The sequence below is a fragment of the Streptomyces sp. SM1 genome, from assembly GCF_002910825.1.
Classification (GTDB): Bacteria; Actinomycetota; Actinomycetes; order Streptomycetales; family Streptomycetaceae; genus Streptomyces; species Streptomyces okerensis.
The window spans coordinates 1-16,816 of sequence record NZ_NEUB01000359.1; the positions used below are offsets into that span (position 1 = coordinate 1).

Below are 16,816 nucleotides of genomic sequence, written 5' to 3' on the forward strand. Positions count from 1 at the left end.
CCGCCGCGTGGGGCGTCGCCGAACTGCCGCACCGCTACGGCCGGGACACCGGTGAGATCGTGGAGGCGGCGGCACGCGGTGAGCTCCAGGCGCTGCTGGTCGCGGGTGTGGAGGTCGCCGACCTGCCCGACCCGGCACGCGCGCGTGCCGCTCTCGCCGAGGCCGGGTTCGTCGTCTCGCTGGAGCTGCGGCCCAGCGAGGTCACCGAACTCGCCGACGTCGTCCTGCCGGTCGCCGCGGTCGCCGAGAAGGCCGGCACGTTCCTCAACTGGGAGGGCAGGGTCCGCCTCTTCGACTCGGCGCTCAAGCCCGAACAGATGACCCGGCGCGTCGCGCCCACCGATGCGCGCGTCCTGCAGATGCTGGCCGACGCCATGGACATCCACCTGGGCCTGCCGGACCTGCGCACGATCCGCGCGGAACTCGACCGGCTCGGTGCCTGGGACGGGTCCCGGGCCGACGACCCGCGGGAGACCGCGAGCGCGCTGCCCCGGCCGGCCGCCGGGGAGGCCGTCCTCGCGGGACACCGGCTGCTGCTCGACCAGGGCCTGCTGCAGCTGGGCGACGAGGCGCTGGCCGGTACCCGGCACGCCGCCCTCGCGCGGGTGTCGGCCGCCACGGCCGCGGAGGTCGGCGTCAAGGACGGCGACCTGCTGTCGGTGACCGGTACCGCCGGAGCGGTCGAGCTGCCGCTGGCGGTCACCGAGATGCCCGACCGCGTGGTGTGGCTGCCGCTCAACTCCGTCGGTGGCGGGGTCGCCTCCGGCACCGGGGCACAGCCCGGTTCCCTCGTCCGCATCGGTCCGGCGACGCCCGCCGGCGAGGCCCCCAAGGAGGTGGAGGCATGAGCCCGTACCTCCTCGCCGCTGAAGACCTCTCGATGTTCGGCCGCGATCCCTGGTGGCTGGTCGTCGTCAAGGCGGTGTTCTGCTTCGCCTTCCTGATGGTGACCGTGCTGCTCTCCATCGTCATGGAGCGCAAGGTCGTCGCCTGGATGCAGCTGCGCGTCGGCCCCAACCGGCACGGCCCCTGGGGCATGCTCCAGTCGCTCGCCGACGGCGTGAAGCTGATGCTCAAGGAAGACGTCATCGTCAAGCGCGCGGACAAGGCGGTGTACGTCCTGGCGCCGGTCGTCGCGGCGATCCCCGCCTTCATGGCGTTCGCGGTGATCCCCTTCGGGCCGGCCGGCAACGAGGTCTCGATCTTCGGCCAGCGCACCACGATGCAGCTCACCGACCTGCCGATCGCGGCGCTCTACATCCTCGCGGTCGCCTCGATCGGCATCTACGGCATCGTCCTGGCGGGCTGGAGCTCCGGTTCCACGTATCCGCTGCTGGGCGGCCTGCGCTCCTGCGCGCAGATGATCTCGTACGAGATCGCCATGGGCGCGGCGTTCGCCTCCGTGTTCCTCTACTCGGGGTCGATGTCGACGTCGACGATCGTCGAGCAGCAGGCCGACCGCTGGTATGTCCTGCTGCTGCCGGTCTCCTTCCTCATCTACATCGTGACGATGGTGGGTGAGGTCAACCGCGCCCCCTTCGACATGCCGGAGTCCGAGGGCGACCTGGTCGGCGGATTCAACACGGAGTACTCGTCGATCAAGTTCGCGATGTTCATGCTCGCCGAGTACATCAACATGGTGACCGTCTCGGCCGTCGCCGTGACGTTCTTCCTGGGCGGCTGGCGGGCCCCGTGGCCCGTCAGCACCTTCTGGGAGGGCGCGAACCACGGCTGGTGGCCGATGCTGTGGTTCACCGGCAAGCTGCTGAGCCTGCTGTTCTGCTTCGTGTGGCTGCGCGGCACGCTGCCGCGGGTGCGCTACGACCAGCTGATGAAGCTGGGCTGGAAGGTGCTCATCCCGGTCGCGCTGGTGTGGCTGATGGCGGTCGCCACCGTGCGGGCGCTGCGCAACGAGAACTACGAGTTCGCCGACATCGCGCTCTACATCGCCGGCGCCGTCCTCACCCTGCTGCTGCTCTCCTTCGTCGCCGACATGTTCCGGGCGCGGGCGAAGGAGACGGAGCAGCCGGAGGAGCCGCCCGCCTTCGACCCCATGGCGGGCGGATTCCCCGTACCGCCGCTGCCAGGACAGGAACTGCCGCCGGTGCCCCGGCGCCGCCCGCACCGCGAGCGGGAGCTGATTGTCAGTGGTGGCCCCGATACTCAGAGTGACGGATCTCTGGGCGGATCTACGGATGGAAAGGAGGCGTCCGATGGCTGAGGAGCCCAAGGAGACCAAGCCCGGTTTCCTGAACCCCGTGGCCGGCTTCGGCGTGACCTTCAAGGCCATGTTCAAGAAGCGGCTGACCGAGCAGTACCCGGAGCAGCAGAAGACCACCGCTCCGCGCTTCCACGGACGGCACCAGCTCAACCGCCATCCGGACGGCCTGGAGAAGTGCGTCGGCTGTGAGCTGTGCGCCTGGGCCTGTCCCGCCGACGCGATCTACGTCGAGGGCGCGGACAACACCGAGGAGGAGCGCTACTCGCCCGGCGAGCGGTACGGGCGGGTGTACCAGATCAACTACGCCCGCTGCATCCTGTGCGGCCTGTGCATCGAGGCGTGCCCCACACGCGCGCTGACCATGACCAACGAGTTCGAGCTGGCGGACTCCAGCCGCGCCGACCTCATCTACACCAAGGAGCAGCTGCTCGCCGGTCTGGACGAGGGCATGGTCGACTCGCCGCACGCCATGTACCCGGGCACCGACGAACAGGACTACTACCGGGGTCTGGTGACCGAGGCCGCGCCCGGTACGGAGCAGCAGGCCGCCCACTCCAAGGGCGAGGTGGTGCAGGAGGCCGCCTCGACCTTCGGCGCGGAGGAACCGGCGTCGGAGAAGGTGATCGGGCGATGACCGGCCAGCTCGCCGCCTACTCCACCTCCACCGGAGAGGCCTTCCAGTTCTGGGTCCTCGGCACGGTCGCCGTGATCGGCGCCCTGTGCACCGTGTTCATGCGGCGGGCCGTGCACAGCGCCCTCTGCCTCGCCGGGACCATGATCATCCTGGCGGTGTTCTACCTGGCCAACGGCGCCTACTTCCTGGGCGTCGTCCAGATCGTCGTCTACACCGGCGCGATCATGATGCTGTTCCTGTTCGTGGTGATGCTGGTCGGCGTCACCGCGGCCGACTCGCTGAAGGAGACCATCAAGGGCCAGCGCTGGCTGGCCCTGCTGTGCGGTCTCGGCTTCGGCATCCTGCTGATCGGCGGGATCGGGAACGCCTCGCTCAGCGAGTTCAACGGCATCGGCGAGGCGAACGCGGGCGGCAACGTGGAGGGCCTCGCGGCCCTTCTGTTCACCAAGTACGTCTTCGCGTTCGAGATCACCGGCGCCCTGCTCATCACGGCCGCCGTCGGCGCCATGGTGCTCACCCACCGGGAGCGCACCGCGCGCGCCAAGACCCAGCGGGAGCTGGCCGAACAGCGCGTGCGCGACGGCAAGTACCTGCCGCCGCTCCCGGCGCCCGGCGTCTACGCCCGGCACAACGCCGTGGACATCGCGGGCCTGCTGCCCGACGGCACGCCGTCCGACCTCACCGTCAGCAAGACGCTGCGGGACCGCGGTCAGGTGCGTGACGTGTCGCAGGAGGCGATCAACGACCTGCGGGCGATGGAGCAGCGCGCGGAGGAGCGCCTGGAGCGCACGGCGATCGATCCGCCGACGTTCAAGCGGGCCGAGGAGGCGTCGAAGTGAATCCCGTCAACTATCTGTACCTGGCAGCGCTGCTGTTCACGATCGGCGCCACCGGTGTGCTGATCCGGCGCAACGCGATCGTCGTGTTCATGTGCGTCGAGCTGATGCTCAACGCCTGCAACCTCGCCTTCGTCGCCTTCTCCCGGATGCACGGCAACCTCGACGGCCAGGTCATCGCCTTCTTCACGATGGTGGTGGCCGCCGCGGAGGTCGTGGTCGGGCTGGCGATCATCGTGTCCCTGTTCCGTTCCCGCCACTCGGCCTCGGTCGACGACGCCAGCCTGATGAAGCTGTAAGGGGTCGCTGAATCGTGGAGAACCTGATTGCGCTGCTGGTGGCGGCGCCCCTGCTCGGAGCGGTGGTCCTGCTGTGCGGCGGACGCCGGCTGGACGCCGTCGGCCACTGGATCGGCACGCTGCTCGCGGCCGTCTCCTTCACGCTCGGCCTGGTGCTGTTCACCGACCTGCTGGGCAAGGGCGCCGAAGAACGCACCGTCACGCAGCACCTGTTCAGCTGGATCCCGGTGGAGGGTTTCCAGGCCGACGTCGCCTTCCGGCTCGACCAGCTGTCGATGACGTTCGTCCTGCTGATCACCGGCGTCGGCTCGCTGATCCACCTGTACTCCATCGGGTACATGGAGCACGACGAGCGGCGCCGCCGCTTCTTCGGCTACCTGAACCTGTTCCTCGCGGCGATGCTGATCCTCGTCCTCGCCGACAACTACCTGCTGCTGTACGTCGGCTGGGAGGGCGTCGGTCTCGCCTCCTACCTGCTGATCGGCTTCTGGCAGCACAAACCCGGCGCGGCCACGGCCGCGAAGAAGGCCTTCCTGGTCAACCGCGTCGGCGACATGGGCCTGTCGATCGCGATCATGCTGATGTTCCTGTGGTTCGGCACCTTCGCCTTCGGGCCGGTGCTCGGCGGCCACGGGGAGGCCGCGCTCGCGGGCGAGGCCGGCGAGGGCAAGCTCACCGCCATCGCCCTGATGCTGCTCCTCGCCGCCTGCGGCAAGTCCGCGCAGGTGCCGCTGCAGTCCTGGCTCGGGGACGCGATGGAGGGCCCGACCCCGGTCTCGGCCCTGATCCACGCCGCGACCATGGTGACGGCGGGCGTCTATCTGATCGTCCGTTCGGGGGCGATCTTCAACGGCGCTCCCGACGCCCAGCTGGTCGTCGCCATCGTCGGAGCGGTCACGCTGCTGTTCGGTGCGATCGTCGGTTGCGCGAAGGACGACATCAAGAAGGCCCTCGCGGGCTCGACCATGTCGCAGATCGGCTACATGGTCCTCGCCGCGGGTCTCGGGCCCATCGGCTACGTCTTCGCGATCATGCACCTGGTGACGCACGGCTTCTTCAAGGCCGGGCTGTTCCTCGGCGCCGGTTCCGTGATGCACGGGATGAACGACGAGGTCGACATGCGCCGCTACGGCGGCCTGCGCAAGTACATGCCGGTCACGTTCATCACCTTCGGCCTCGGCTATCTCGCGATCATCGGCTTCCCGGGCCTGTCCGGCTTCTTCTCCAAGGACATGATCATCGAGGCGGCGTTCGCCAAGGGCGGCACCCAGGGCTGGATCTTCGGCGCCTGCGCCCTGCTGGGCGCGGCCATCACCGCGTACTACATGACGCGCGTGATGCTGATGACGTTCTTCGGCGAGGAGCGCTGGCGCAACGCGCCGACGCCGTCCCCGGCCGCCCCGGACGTGGAGCCGGCCGCCGAGACGCGCGGCGAGTACACCCCGCCGCATCCGCACGAGTCGCCGAAGAGCATGACGATCCCGATGATCGTGCTCGCCTTCGGTTCGGTCTTCGCCGGCGGCATCTTCAGCATCGGTGACCGCTTCGTGCACTGGCTGGAACCCATCACCGGGCACGACCACGGCCACGCGCCGGTCAGCGCCATGACGGTGACCGCCGCCACGGTCGCGGTGATGGTCATCGGCGTGGCGGTCGCCTGGGCCCAGTACGGGCGCCGTCCGGTGCCGGCCGTCGCCCCGCGCGGGTCGCTGCTCACCCGGGCCGCCCGGCGCGACCTGCTCCAGGACGACTTCAACCATGTGGTGCTGGTCCGCGGCGGCGAGCACCTCACCCGCTCGCTGGTGTACGTCGACCACACCCTGGTCGACGGGGTGGTCAACGGCACGGCGGCCTCCATGGGCGGCCTGTCCGGGCGGATGCGCAGGCTGCAGACCGGTTTCGTGCGGTCCTACGCGGTCTCCATGTTCGGCGGCGCGGCGGTCATCGTCGCCGCGACGCTGCTGATGAGGGCGGTCTGATACCGATGTCCTTTCCTCTGCTGACAGCGACGGCGGCGCTCCCGGCCATCGGGGCGATCGCCACGGCCGCCGTACCGGCCGCGAGGCGCACGGCGGCCAAGTGGCTTGCCCTGCTGTTCTCGCTCGCCACACTCGTCCTGGCGATCGTCGTCCTGGTGCGGTTCGACCCGGGCGGCGACCGCTACCAGCTCACCGAGTCCCACGCCTGGATCGCGGACTTCGGTGTCCGGTACGAACTGGGTGTGGACGGCATCGCGGTCGCGCTGATCGCGCTGACCGCCCTGCTGATCCCGTTCATCGTCCTGGCGGGGTGGCACGACGCCGACCCTTCCCCAAGCTCTCAACTTCGTTCGAGCGGGGGAGACCCCAAGGAGACCGGTAACAAGAGGTGGCGGCCGACGCAGGGCTTCTTCGCCCTGATCCTCGCCGTCGAGGCGATGGTGATTCTCTCCTTCGAGGCCACCGACGTCTTCCTCTTCTACATCTTCTTCGAAGCCATGCTGATCCCGCTGTACTTCCTGATCGGCGGCTTCGGGGACCGTGCCCACGAGCACGGCGAGGAGAAGGGGGCGACCCAGCGGTCGTACGCGGCCGTGAAGTTTCTGCTCTACAACCTGGCCGGCGGTCTGATCATGCTGGCCGCGGTGATCGGGCTGTACGTGGTCGCCGGGAACTTCTCGCTCCCCGAGATCGCCGAGGCACGGGCCAACGGCACGCTGGAGATGTCGACCGGCACCGAGCGCTGGCTGTTCCTCGGCTTCTTCTTCGCCTTCGCGGTGAAGGCGCCGCTGTGGCCGCTGCACACCTGGCTGCCCAACGCCATGCAGGAATCCACCGCGCCGGTGGCCGTGCTGATCACGGCGGTCGTCGACAAGGTGGGCACCTTCGCGATGCTCCGCTTCTGCCTGGGGCTGTTCCCCGAGGCCAGCAAGTGGGCGACGCCGGTCGTTCTCGTCCTGGCGGTCGTCAGCATCATCTACGGAGCACTGCTCGCGGTCGGCCAGCGCGACATCAAGCGGCTGATCGCCTACGCGTCGATCTCGCACTTCGGCTTCATCATCATGGGCATCTTCGCCATGACCAGCCAGGGCCAGTCCGGCGCGACGCTGTACATGGTCAACCACGGCATCTCGACGGCCGTGCTGATGCTGATCGCCGGGTTCCTGATCTCGCGGCGCGGTTCGCGGCTCATCGCCGACTACGGCGGTGTGCAGAAGGTCGCCCCGGTGCTCGCCGGCACGTTCCTGATCGGCGGGCTCGCGACCCTCTCGCTGCCGGGGCTCGCGCCCTTCGTCAGCGAGTTCCTGGTCCTGGTCGGCACGTTCACGCGCTACCCGGTGATCGGGATCATCGCCACCTTCGGCATCGTGCTCGCCGCGCTCTACGTTCTCGTCCTCTACCAGCGGACGATGACCGGCCCGGTGAAGCCCGAGGTGGCCACCATGCCCGACCTGCGGGTGCGGGAGATCGCGGTGGTGGCGCCGCTGGTCGTGCTGCTGGTCTTCCTGGGCGTCTATCCGAAGCCCGTCACGGACATCGTGAACCCGGCGGTGAAGCAGACCATGTCCGACCTTGAGAAGAAGGACCCCCAGCCCGAGGTGGAGGCGGCCAAGTGAGCGCAACAGCAGCCGTCCACAGCCTGTGGACAACGGCGGCCGCGGTAGACCCGATCTCGAAGATCGACGCGCCGAAGATCGAATACGGGCAGCTCGCCCCCACCCTGATCGTCGTCGGTGCGGCGATCATCGGGATCGCGGTCGAGGCGTTCGTACCGCGGAAGTCCCGCTACTACGTACAGTTGTTCGTCTCCGTGGTCGCGCTCGTCGCCGCGTTCGCCGCGGTCGTGGCACTCGCCGTGAACGGCTACGCCACGACCAAGGCGGGCATCGCGGCGATGGGCGCCATCGCCGTCGACGGACCGGCCCTGTTCCTGCAGGGCACCATCCTGCTGACGGCCCTGGTCGGGCTGTTCACCTTCGCCGAGCGCCGGCTCGATCCGGAGGCGCACGGCAACCGCGTCGACTCCTTCGCCGCGCAGGCCGCGGCCGTACCGGGCAGCGACAGCGAGAAGAAGGCCGTCAAGGCCGGGTTCACCACCACCGAGGTGTTCCCGCTGCTGCTCTTCGCGGTCGCCGGCATGCTCGTCTTCCCGGCGGCCAACGACCTGCTGACGCTGTTCGTGGCGCTGGAGGTCCTCTCGCTGCCGCTGTACCTGATGTGCGCGCTGGCCCGCCGCAAGCGGCTGATGTCGCAGGAGGCGGCGGTCAAGTACTTCCTCCTCGGCGCCTTCGCCTCCGCGTTCATGCTGTTCGGCATCGCCCTGCTGTACGGCTACGCGGGCTCGATGTCGTACGCGGTGATCGCGCAGGTCGTCGAGGGCACCGTCACCGATGTCACCCCGGCGCTCGCCGGCACCATGGGCAACGACGCGCTGCTGCTGGTCGGTGCCGCGCTGGTGGTCATGGGCCTGCTGTTCAAGGTCGGCGCCGTGCCCTTCCACATGTGGACGCCCGACGTGTACCAGGGCGCCCCGACGCCGGTGACGGGCTTCATGGCGGCGGCGACCAAGGTGGCGGCGTTCGGCGCGCTGCTGCGGATCCTGTACGTCGTGCTGCCGGGCCTGCGCTGGGACTGGCGGCCGGTCATGTGGGCCGTCGCCATCGTCACCATGGTGGTCGGTGCGATCGTCGCGATCACACAGACCGACATCAAGCGGCTGCTGGCGTACTCGGCGATCTCGCACGCGGGCTTCATCCTCGCGGGTGTCATCGCGGCCACACCGTCGGGCATCTCGTCGGTGCTGTTCTACCTGGCGGCGTACTCGTTCGTGACGATCGGCGCGTTCGCGGTGGTCACGCTGGTCCGGGACGCCGGCGGTGAGGCGACGCACCTGTCCAAGTGGGCGGGGCTCGGCCGTCGCTCCCCGCTGGTGGCGGCGGTGTTCGCGGTGTTCCTGCTGGCCTTCGCGGGCATCCCGCTGACCTCCGGGTTCACCGGGAAGTTCGCCGTGTTCAAGGCGGCGGCGGAGGGTGGAGCCGTCCCGCTGGTCGTGGTCGGTGTGATCGCCTCGGCCATCGCGGCGTTCTTCTACATCCGCGTCATCGTCCTGATGTTCTTCAGCGAGCCGCACCCCGAGGGCCCGACCGTCGCGGTGCCGTCACCGCTGACGATGACGGCGATCGGGGTCGGCGTGGCGGTCACGGTGGTGCTCGGCGTGGCACCGCAGTACTTCCTGGAGCTGGCCGGGGACGCGGGGGTGTTCGTGCGCTGACCCGCGCCGCAGGACGAGAAAGCGGCCCGGTACCCCGGTGGACGGGGTGCCGGGCCGCTGCCGTGGGCGGGCGCCGGGACACACCGCAGTCTCCGGCGACCCTGTGGACAACTCCGGGGCTGTCGGTGCGGGCGCCTATCGTGGACGCAGTGGTCGAGGGACGACGTACGGGGGACGGGACGATGCAGGGGACGGGCGGTGTCGCCGAGATGGCAGTGACGGATGGTGAGGCACTGGCGGTGCTGCACCGGGTCTTCGGGTACGAGGCCTTCCGCGGTGAGCAGGAAGCGGTGGTCGAGCATGTGATCGCGGGCGGCGACGCCGTCGTGCTCATGCCGACCGGCGGTGGCAAGTCGCTGTGCTACCAGATTCCGGCCCTGGTCAGACCGGGTACGGGGGTCGTCGTCTCACCGCTGATCGCCCTGATGCAGGACCAGGTGGACGCGCTGCGGGCACTGGGCGTGCGCGCGGGGTTCATGAACTCCACGCAGGACTTCGACGAGCGGCGGACCGTCGAGGCGGAGTTCCTCGCCGGTGAGCTGGACCTGCTGTACCTCGCTCCGGAGCGGCTGCGGATGGAGAGCAGCCTGGATCTGCTCTCGCGCGGCAAGATCTCCGTCTTCGCCATCGACGAGGCGCACTGCGTGTCCCAGTGGGGACACGACTTCCGGCCGGACTACCTCGCCCTCTCCCTGCTGGGCGAGCGGTGGCCGGAGGTCCCCCGGCTCGCGCTCACGGCGACCGCCACGGACGCCACGCACCGGGAGATCACCGACCGGCTCAGGATGCCGGAGGCCCGGCATTTCGTGGCCAGCTTCGACCGGCCCAACATCCAGTACCGGATCGTGCCCAAGGCCGACCCCCGGAAGCAGCTGCTGAGTTTCCTGAGCGAGGAGCACGCGGGCGACGCGGGCATCGTGTACTGCCTGTCGCGCAACTCCGTGGAGAAGACGGCGGAGTTCCTCTCGCGCAACGGCATCGAGGCGGTGCCGTACCACGCCGGGCTCGACGCGGGGACGCGCGCCGCGCATCAGGCGAGGTTCCTGCGGGAGGAGGGGCTGGTCGTGGTGGCGACCATCGCCTTCGGCATGGGCATCGACAAACCGGACGTCAGATTCGTCGCCCACCTCGACCTGCCCAAGTCGGTCGAGGGCTACTACCAGGAGACCGGGCGCGCGGGGCGTGACGGACTGCCGTCCACGGCCTGGATGGCGTACGGGCTGAACGACGTCATACAGCAGCGGAAGCTGATCCAGTCGGGGGAGGGCGAGGAGGCGTTCCGGCGGCGGTCCCATCAGCATCTGGACTCGATGCTGGCGCTGTGCGAGACCGTGCGGTGCCGGCGCGGGCAGCTCCTCGCCTACTTCGGCCAGGAGCCGGCCCCGGCGGGCTGCGGCAACTGCGACACCTGCCTCGTTCCGCCGGAGACCTGGGACGGGACGGTCGCGGCGCAGAAGGTCCTGTCGGCGGTGGTGCGGCTGCAGCGCGAGCGCGGGCAGAAGTTCGGCGCGGTGCAGATCGTGGACATCCTGCTGGGGCGGCGCACGGCCAAGGTCATCCAGTTCGACCACGACCAGCTGTCGGTGTTCGGCATCGGTGAGGACCTGAGCGAGGCCGAGTGGCGGGGCGTCGTCCGGCAGTTGCTCGCCCAGGGACTGCTCGCGGTCGAGGGGGAGTACGGCACGCTGGTGCTGACCGAGGAGAGCGGGGCGGTGCTGCGGCGGGAGCGGGAGGTGCCGCTGCGCAAGGAGCCGAAGAAGCCGGTCGGCTCGCGGACCGGGTCAGGGCGGGGCGAGCGCAAGGCCAAGGCCGCCGCCGCCGAGCTGCCCTCGGAGCTCGGGCCGGCGTTCGAGGCGCTGCGGGCCTGGCGTGCGGAGCAGGCGCGGGAGCAGGGGGTCCCGGCGTATGTCATCTTCCACGACGCGACCCTCCGGGAGATCGCCACGGTGTGGCCCACCTCGGTGGGCGAGCTCGGGGGGATCAGCGGGGTGGGCGAGAAGAAGCTGGCGACGTACGGGGAGGGAGTGGTGGCGGTGCTGGCCGGGCTGACGCGGCCGGGGGACGCGGGAGCCGGTGTGACAACCGACGACCCGGGGCGCCCGGACGACTGGCCCGAGGAGGAGCCGGAGCCCGACGGCTGGATGTAGCGGCCGCGGGCTCGGGCCGGGCGGGGATGCCGGCGCGGTCAGCCGGGGGCGCCCCCCGCCCCCGGCTCCCGACCGTGTCCGAGCGGGAGGCAGCCCACCGCTCATCCGTGCCGCCCTGCGGGTGCCGCCCCCGGGAAGGCCCGGCTACCGGGGCGCGCGGCGGCTACTGGAGGGCCGTCAGGCCCGGGGCGAAGGTGATCAGGAGAGGGACGAGGGGGACCAGGGCCGCCGCGGTGGTGGTCAGGGCGCGGTGGCGGCGGCCGAGGCGGGGCGGGGGTTCCAGGAGGCGGTCGACGCGCTCACCCAGCAGGCGGTGGCTGGAGGAGCAGGAGAGCACACCCCGGTGCTGGTTGAGCTCGATCAGCGCCAGGGCGGTGGTCCGATGGCCGCAGCGGCGGGAGGCCGTGTCGTCGGCGGACAGCTCGACCAGGCGGTGGGTCTGGTCGCAGAAGTGGGCGAACAGCGGGATCCGCGGGAAACCGGTGGCCAGTGCCGTGGAGAGGTGCAGCAGCCAGTCGTGGCGGGCGCGGGCGTGGCCCCGCTCATGGGTGAGGACGGCGTCGAGCTGGTGGCCGGTGAGGCGCCGCAGGGCGCCGGTGGTGACGATCAGCTGTGGCGGACTGCCGGACATCCACCAGGCGTCCGGGTACTCGTCCTCCAGGACCAGCAGGGGACCGCGCGAGGCGGGGAGTCCGGCGGGCAGGTCGGGGGCACGCTCCCGCAGATGTGCCCGGGACCGGGCGCGGCGGCGGTGGGCCTCGACCAGTTCGCGTCCGAGCACGGCCGCCGTCCAGGCCGCCCCGCAGGCGAGCAGCACGGTGAGGACGGTCGTCCAGGGTGAGGCGGCCGACAGGTCGTAGGCCTCGGTCACGGCGGGCGGGGCCGGAGCGAAGAGCTGGGCGCGGACGGTGCCGAAGACGGCCGCGGCGCCCAGCGCGAGAGCCGTCAGACAGCACAGCAGCACGGTGGCGACCAGGCACTGCCATACCCACAGCCCGACCACCGGCTCCCGTTCCGGCCAGGTCGCCCGGGTCAGCACCCGGGGGACGGGTACGGCGGCCGTCACGGCGACAACACTCAGCAGGAGCAGGCAGAAGGCCATGCCACGGGCTCCGGATCCTGTCGGAAGGGGCGGCTCGGGGGCGTGCGGGCGGGCGTGAGAAAGGGGCGCGCGGGCGCGGAGACGCGCACACCGCCCCACGCCGATTATGGCGGCGAAGGGCGGTGCGAGTCAGGGGTGTCGGGGGATCGGGCAGGGCCGGAAGGGTCAGGGCGCGGGGACCACCCGTCCCGTGACCTCGCCGAGGCCCACGCGCACGCCGTCCGGGCCCGGTGCCCAGGCGGACAGCGTCACCACGTCGCCGTCCTCGAGGAAGGTCCGCTTGCCGTCCGGGAGTTCCAGGGGATCGCGGCCGTTCCAGGTCAGTTCCAGCAGTGAGCCGCGTTCCCGCTCGGTGGGGCCGCTCACCGTGCCGGAGCCGTACAGGTCGCCGGTGCGCAGGGAGGCGCCGTTGACGGTCATGTGGGCGAGCTGCTGGGCGGCCGTCCAGTACATGGTGGAGAACGGAGGCTCGGAGACGACGTGGCCGTTGACGGTGACGGTGATCCGCAGGTCGTACCCGCCGGGTTCCTCGCCGGCGTCGTCCAGGTACGGCAGCAGCTCGTGGGTGCGCTCCGGGGGTGCCACGCGGGCCTCCTCCAGGGTGTCCAGCGGGGTGATCCAGGCCGACACCGAGGTGGTGAAGGACTTGCCGAGGAACGGGCCGAGGGGGACGTACTCCCAGGCCTGGACGTCGCGGGCGGACCAGTCGTTGAGGAGGCAGAGGCCGAAGACGTGGTCGCGGTAGTCGCCGAGCGGCACCGGCCGGCCCAGCTCGGACGGCGCGCCGACCACGAAGCCGACCTCGGCCTCGATGTCCAGCCGGACGGACGGTCCGAAGACGGGGGCGGCGTCGGCGGGCGCCTTGCGCTGGCCGGAGGGGCGGATGACGTCGGTGCCGGAGACCACGACCGTGCCGGACCGGCCGTGGTAGCCGATCGGCAGGTGCTTCCAGTTGGGGGTCAGCGAGTCGGCGGCGTCGGGGCGGAAGATCTGGCCGACGTTCCGGGCGTGGTTCTCCGAGGCGTAGAAGTCCACGTAGTCGGCGACCTCGAAGGGGAGGTGCAGGGTCACCTCGGACAGCGGGTGGAACAGCGGCTCGACGGTCTCCCGGTGCGCGGGGACGGTCACCCAGGCGGTCAGCGCCCGCCGCACGTCCGACCAGGCCGTACGGCCCGCCGCCAGCAGCGGGTTCAGGGCCGGCCGGGCGAGCAGGGAGGCGTAGGGGGAGCCCAGGGCGTGCGCCGCCGCGCCGGCGTCGAGGACATGGTCGCCGAGCCGGACACCGACGGTCCGCTCCGACGAGCCGGGGGGCGAGAACACGCCGTACGGCAGGTTGTGCGGGCCGAAGGGGTCGCCCTCGGGGACATCGAAGGGGGGCATCGGGTGCTGCCTCGCTTTCGTGTGCGCAGGTGCTCCACGTGTCCGTGGCCGTGCCACACGTTACGGGTGCCGCGGCGGTCTTGTGCAGAGCGGGAGGGGTGGTGCGGCGGCGGGACGGGCGCGTGGGCGTGGAGCACAGGGTGGCAAGGGCGTCATGTGCCGCTTCCCCTTGCGTACCGGAGGTTATCCACAGGAGGGGACGCAATCTTGACGGAGCGGTGCGAACAGGGCGACTCTGGGCGGGTGCCGGAAGGCCTCGGGGAGGGGGCGTTCCGACGGCACACAGGGGGGGGCGGATGGCCATGGGGGAGGCCGGCCCGCGCTGGGCGCGCTCGGACTCGCGGCCGAAACGGCTGGAAGAGACCATGCGCGGCCGGCTCGGCCGGGAATGTGTGTACGTGCCGTCATGCAGGTTCGGGCTGTACGTGGCGCTGCGGCACTGGTGCCCGCCGGGCGGCCGGGTACTGATGTCGCCGGTCAACGACGACGTCATCCTCTTCGTGGTGCTGGCCGCCGGACTGCGGCCGGTGCAGGCGCCGTTGCATCCGCTCGACGCGTCCATCGACATCGCCGCCGTGCCCGAGGAGACATGGAACTCGCTCTCCGCCGTACTGACCACGAACCTGTACGGCAACCCGGACCCGGCACCGGAGCTGCGGGCGCGCTGTGACGCGCTGGGCATCCCGTTGTTCGAGGACGCGGCGCACGCGATCGGCAGCGAGGTGGGCGGGCGGCCGGTCGGCACCTGGGGCGAGGCCTCCGTCTTCAGCCTGTCCAAACACGCCGGTGCCCAGGCGGGCGGCATCCTGTCCCTCTCCGACGCCGGCCGGGGCGATGCCGTGCGCGGCACCTGCGAGCACCTGCTCACCGCGGGCCGGGCGTCGTCCGAACTCGCCTATGCCGTCCGGCCGTACGCCGAGGCGGCCGTGCGCGGACTGGGACTGCGGCGGGCCGCCCGGTCCGCGACGGGGCTGCTGGGACTGGCGGAGCGCGACGGGATCAGGATGCCGCTGCGTCCGGACGCGCTGGTCCGGGCCGTCGGCGCGGCCCCGGACCTGACCGCGTTCGACCCCTGGGTCCGCGTCGACATGCACACCTACCGGCTGAGGTCCGGCCCGCTGCGGCTGCGGCGGATCCGGCGCAGCCTCGGACGGCTGGACCGGGTACTGACGAGGTCCCGGGACGGGACCGAGCTGCTGTCGTCGACGCGGTGGGCCCGGCCGCGCGCGGGGAGCGAGGCGCAACCGCTGTTCCGGGTGCCGCTGTTCGTGGCCGACCGGGATGCGGCGGTCGCGGCGCTGGCACGCCGCGGGATCGCCGTCGGCTACCTCTACGACCCGCCCCTCGACGACACCGCCGGGGAGATGTTCACGGACCTGTCGCCCGCCCCCGGCGCGGCCCGCTGGTTCGCGCGCCACGCGCTTCCGGCGGACCCGCTGCGGGCCCGGGAGATCATCGACGTGCTGGAGCGGTCCGGCGCGCGGCCGGCCGATCCGCCCGGGGACCTGACCCGGCCGGGGGCGGGGTCCGACGGGCCGGGGCCGTTCGGTGACTGACATCCAGGTACAGGAGCCGGCGACGGCGCGCTCCGGCGGGCACCCGCCGCCCGCCGGGAGGACGTCCGACTCCGGCTCCCTGTTCAAGAACGCCTACTTCCTGATGCTCAGCACGGGAGTGTCGGCGGTCCTCGGGCTGGGGTTCTGGCTCGCCGCCGCCCGCTACTACTCCGAGGACGCCGTCGGCCAGGGTTCCGCCGCGATCGCCGCGATGCGGTTGCTCGCCGGCATCACGGCGACCACGATGATCGGTGCCGTGGTCCGCTTCGTACCACGCGCGGGCCGTGGGACCGGACGCCTGGTGTGGGGGGTGTACGGGGCGAGTTCGGTGGTCGTGGCGCTGGCAGCCGGCGTCTTCCTGCTCACGCTCGACCGGTGGGGCTCCTCCTACGCACCTCTCGGCGCACCGCCGGCCGCGGCGCTGTTCGTCGCGGCGTGTGTGGCGTGGGCGCTGCTCACCCTCCAGGACGGGGTGCTCACCGGGCTGCGCAGGGCCGAGTGGGTGCCGGCCGGGAACGCCATGTTCTCCGTCGGGAAGCTGGTGCTGCTGGCCGTCTTCGCGAGTGCGCTGCCCGTGCTGGGCATCTTCGTGTCCTGGGCCGTGGCCATCGCGTTCTCCACCCTGCCGCTGGGCTGGCTGATCTTCCGCCGGCTCATCCCCCGCCAGGCCGCGGCGGACCGGGACGTGGAACCGCCCGGTCTGCGGAGCATGGGCCGCTTCCTGGCCGGCGACTCGCTCGGCGCGCTGTTCAGCCTGGCGATGATCAACCTGCTGCCCGTGATGGTCGCGGTCCGCTTCAGCGCCGCGGAGAACGGCTACTTCTACGTGGCGTACACCGTCGGCGGCACGATGGAGTTCATGGCCATCAACATGGCCTCGTCGCTCACCGCGCACGCCTCGCACGATCCGCGGCAGCTCGCCGAGGGGGTGCGGGGAGCGCTGCGCCGGATGACGCTGCTGCTGGTCCCGGTGGTGCTGGTGCTCGTCGTGCTCGCGCCGCAGATCCTCACGCCGTTCAGCCCGGACTACGCCGAGCACGGCTCGACGGTGCTGCGCCTGCTCGCCCTCGGGGCACTGCCCCGGGTGTTCGTGGAGCTGTACATCGGGGTGCTGCGGGTGCAGGGGCGCACCGGTGTGCTCGCCGTGCTCCAGGGGGCGATGTGCGCGCTGGTACTGGGCAGCGCGGCCGTGCTGTTCACCCCGGCGGGGATCGCGGGGGCCGGCTGGGCGGTGCTGATCAGCATGACGCTGATCGCGGTCGTCTCGGTGTTCGGGCTGCGTGCGGCGCTGCGCGACACCAGCGGGGGGCCCGTCGACCGGTCCGCCGCCGCACCCGGCTACGGCACGCGCTGGGCCCGGCTGAACGCCACCGCCGGGTACGGCACCGGCC

The 16,816-nt window shown here is 71.3% G+C and carries 13 protein-coding genes; 11 read left to right on the forward strand and 2 right to left on the reverse strand.

Annotated features, from left to right (window positions below; all coding sequences use genetic code 11):
• The 9 genes from B9S61_RS08960 to recQ all read left to right on the forward strand — a co-directional run.
• On the forward strand, positions 1-848 hold an 848-nt coding region (locus B9S61_RS08960; protein ID WP_181007302.1), incomplete at its 5' end, for a molybdopterin-dependent oxidoreductase.
• Positions 845-2,221, forward strand: coding sequence for an NADH-quinone oxidoreductase subunit NuoH (gene nuoH, locus B9S61_RS08965; protein ID WP_103541778.1), 1,377 nt, complete (start codon positions 845-847; stop codon positions 2,219-2,221). The genes B9S61_RS08960 and nuoH, both read left to right, overlap by 4 nt.
• Complete coding sequence (gene nuoI / locus B9S61_RS08970) at positions 2,214-2,855, forward strand: NADH-quinone oxidoreductase subunit NuoI (protein ID WP_103541779.1); 642 nt, start codon at positions 2,214-2,216, stop codon at positions 2,853-2,855. Before nuoH ends, nuoI begins: the two co-directional genes overlap by 8 nt.
• Entirely contained in the window at positions 2,852-3,694 is an 843-nt protein-coding gene (locus B9S61_RS08975) for an NADH-quinone oxidoreductase subunit J (protein ID WP_103541780.1), read from the forward strand. The genes nuoI and B9S61_RS08975 overlap by 4 nt, the downstream gene beginning before the upstream one ends.
• Positions 3,691-3,990 carry an NADH-quinone oxidoreductase subunit NuoK gene (gene nuoK / locus B9S61_RS08980; RefSeq protein WP_037929353.1) on the forward strand — a complete coding sequence of 100 codons (300 nt, stop codon included), beginning with the start codon at positions 3,691-3,693 and terminating at the stop codon, positions 3,988-3,990. Before B9S61_RS08975 ends, nuoK begins: the two co-directional genes overlap by 4 nt.
• A gap of 14 nt (positions 3,991-4,004) precedes the next feature.
• Positions 4,005-5,969 (forward strand): NADH-quinone oxidoreductase subunit L, encoded by a 1,965-nt coding sequence (gene nuoL / locus B9S61_RS08985; protein WP_103541781.1) that lies wholly within the window; start codon positions 4,005-4,007, stop codon positions 5,967-5,969.
• Between the two features lie 5 nt (positions 5,970-5,974).
• Positions 5,975-7,585, forward strand: coding sequence for an NADH-quinone oxidoreductase subunit M (locus B9S61_RS08990; RefSeq protein WP_103541782.1), 1,611 nt, complete (start codon positions 5,975-5,977; stop codon positions 7,583-7,585).
• The gene (nuoN, locus tag B9S61_RS08995) at positions 7,582-9,240 is read left to right on the forward strand and encodes an NADH-quinone oxidoreductase subunit NuoN (RefSeq protein WP_103541783.1); all 1,659 of its coding nucleotides are present in this window, start codon (positions 7,582-7,584) and stop codon (positions 9,238-9,240) included. The genes B9S61_RS08990 and nuoN overlap by 4 nt, the downstream gene beginning before the upstream one ends.
• Before the next feature lie 182 nt (positions 9,241-9,422).
• Positions 9,423-11,387, forward strand: coding sequence for a DNA helicase RecQ (recQ, locus tag B9S61_RS09000; RefSeq protein ID WP_103541784.1), 1,965 nt, complete (start codon positions 9,423-9,425; stop codon positions 11,385-11,387).
• A gap of 163 nt (positions 11,388-11,550) precedes the next feature.
• Here the strand turns inward: recQ and B9S61_RS09005 are convergent, their stop codons facing one another.
• On the reverse strand, positions 11,551-12,489 hold the full coding sequence (locus tag B9S61_RS09005; protein ID WP_103541785.1) for a M56 family metallopeptidase: 939 nt from the start codon (positions 12,487-12,489) through the stop codon (positions 11,551-11,553).
• Positions 12,490-12,654: 165 nt separating this feature from the next.
• Positions 12,655-13,869, reverse strand: coding sequence for a fumarylacetoacetase (gene fahA / locus B9S61_RS09010; RefSeq protein WP_103541786.1), 1,215 nt, complete (start codon positions 13,867-13,869; stop codon positions 12,655-12,657).
• Between the two features lie 296 nt (positions 13,870-14,165).
• Here fahA and B9S61_RS09015 point away from each other — a divergent pair, with 296 nt between their 5' ends.
• Positions 14,166-15,425 (forward strand): DegT/DnrJ/EryC1/StrS family aminotransferase, encoded by a 1,260-nt coding sequence (locus B9S61_RS09015; protein ID WP_103541787.1) that lies wholly within the window; start codon positions 14,166-14,168, stop codon positions 15,423-15,425.
• Positions 15,418-16,816, forward strand: a 1,399-nt coding sequence (locus tag B9S61_RS09020) for a lipopolysaccharide biosynthesis protein (RefSeq protein WP_374936196.1), incomplete at its 3' end; no start/stop codon positions are given. The genes B9S61_RS09015 and B9S61_RS09020, both read left to right, overlap by 8 nt.

Excerpts from the sequence above, each read along its gene's own strand:
- nuoH (WP_103541778.1), top strand. The coding sequence starts at position 845 with ATGAGCCCGTACCTCCTCGCCGCTGAAGACCTCTCGATGTTCGGCCGC.
- nuoI (WP_103541779.1), top strand. The coding sequence starts at position 2,214 with ATGGCTGAGGAGCCCAAGGAGACCAAGCCCGGTTTCCTGAACCCCGTG.
- B9S61_RS08975 (WP_103541780.1), top strand. The coding sequence starts at position 2,852 with ATGACCGGCCAGCTCGCCGCCTACTCCACCTCCACCGGAGAGGCCTTC.
- B9S61_RS08990 (WP_103541782.1), top strand. The coding sequence starts at position 5,975 with ATGTCCTTTCCTCTGCTGACAGCGACGGCGGCGCTCCCGGCCATCGGG.
- recQ (WP_103541784.1), top strand. The coding sequence starts at position 9,423 with ATGCAGGGGACGGGCGGTGTCGCCGAGATGGCAGTGACGGATGGTGAG.
- B9S61_RS09005 (WP_103541785.1), bottom strand. The coding sequence starts at position 12,489 with ATGGCCTTCTGCCTGCTCCTGCTGAGTGTTGTCGCCGTGACGGCCGCC.
- fahA (WP_103541786.1), bottom strand. The coding sequence starts at position 13,869 with ATGCCCCCCTTCGATGTCCCCGAGGGCGACCCCTTCGGCCCGCACAAC.
- B9S61_RS09015 (WP_103541787.1), top strand. The coding sequence starts at position 14,166 with ATGGCCATGGGGGAGGCCGGCCCGCGCTGGGCGCGCTCGGACTCGCGG.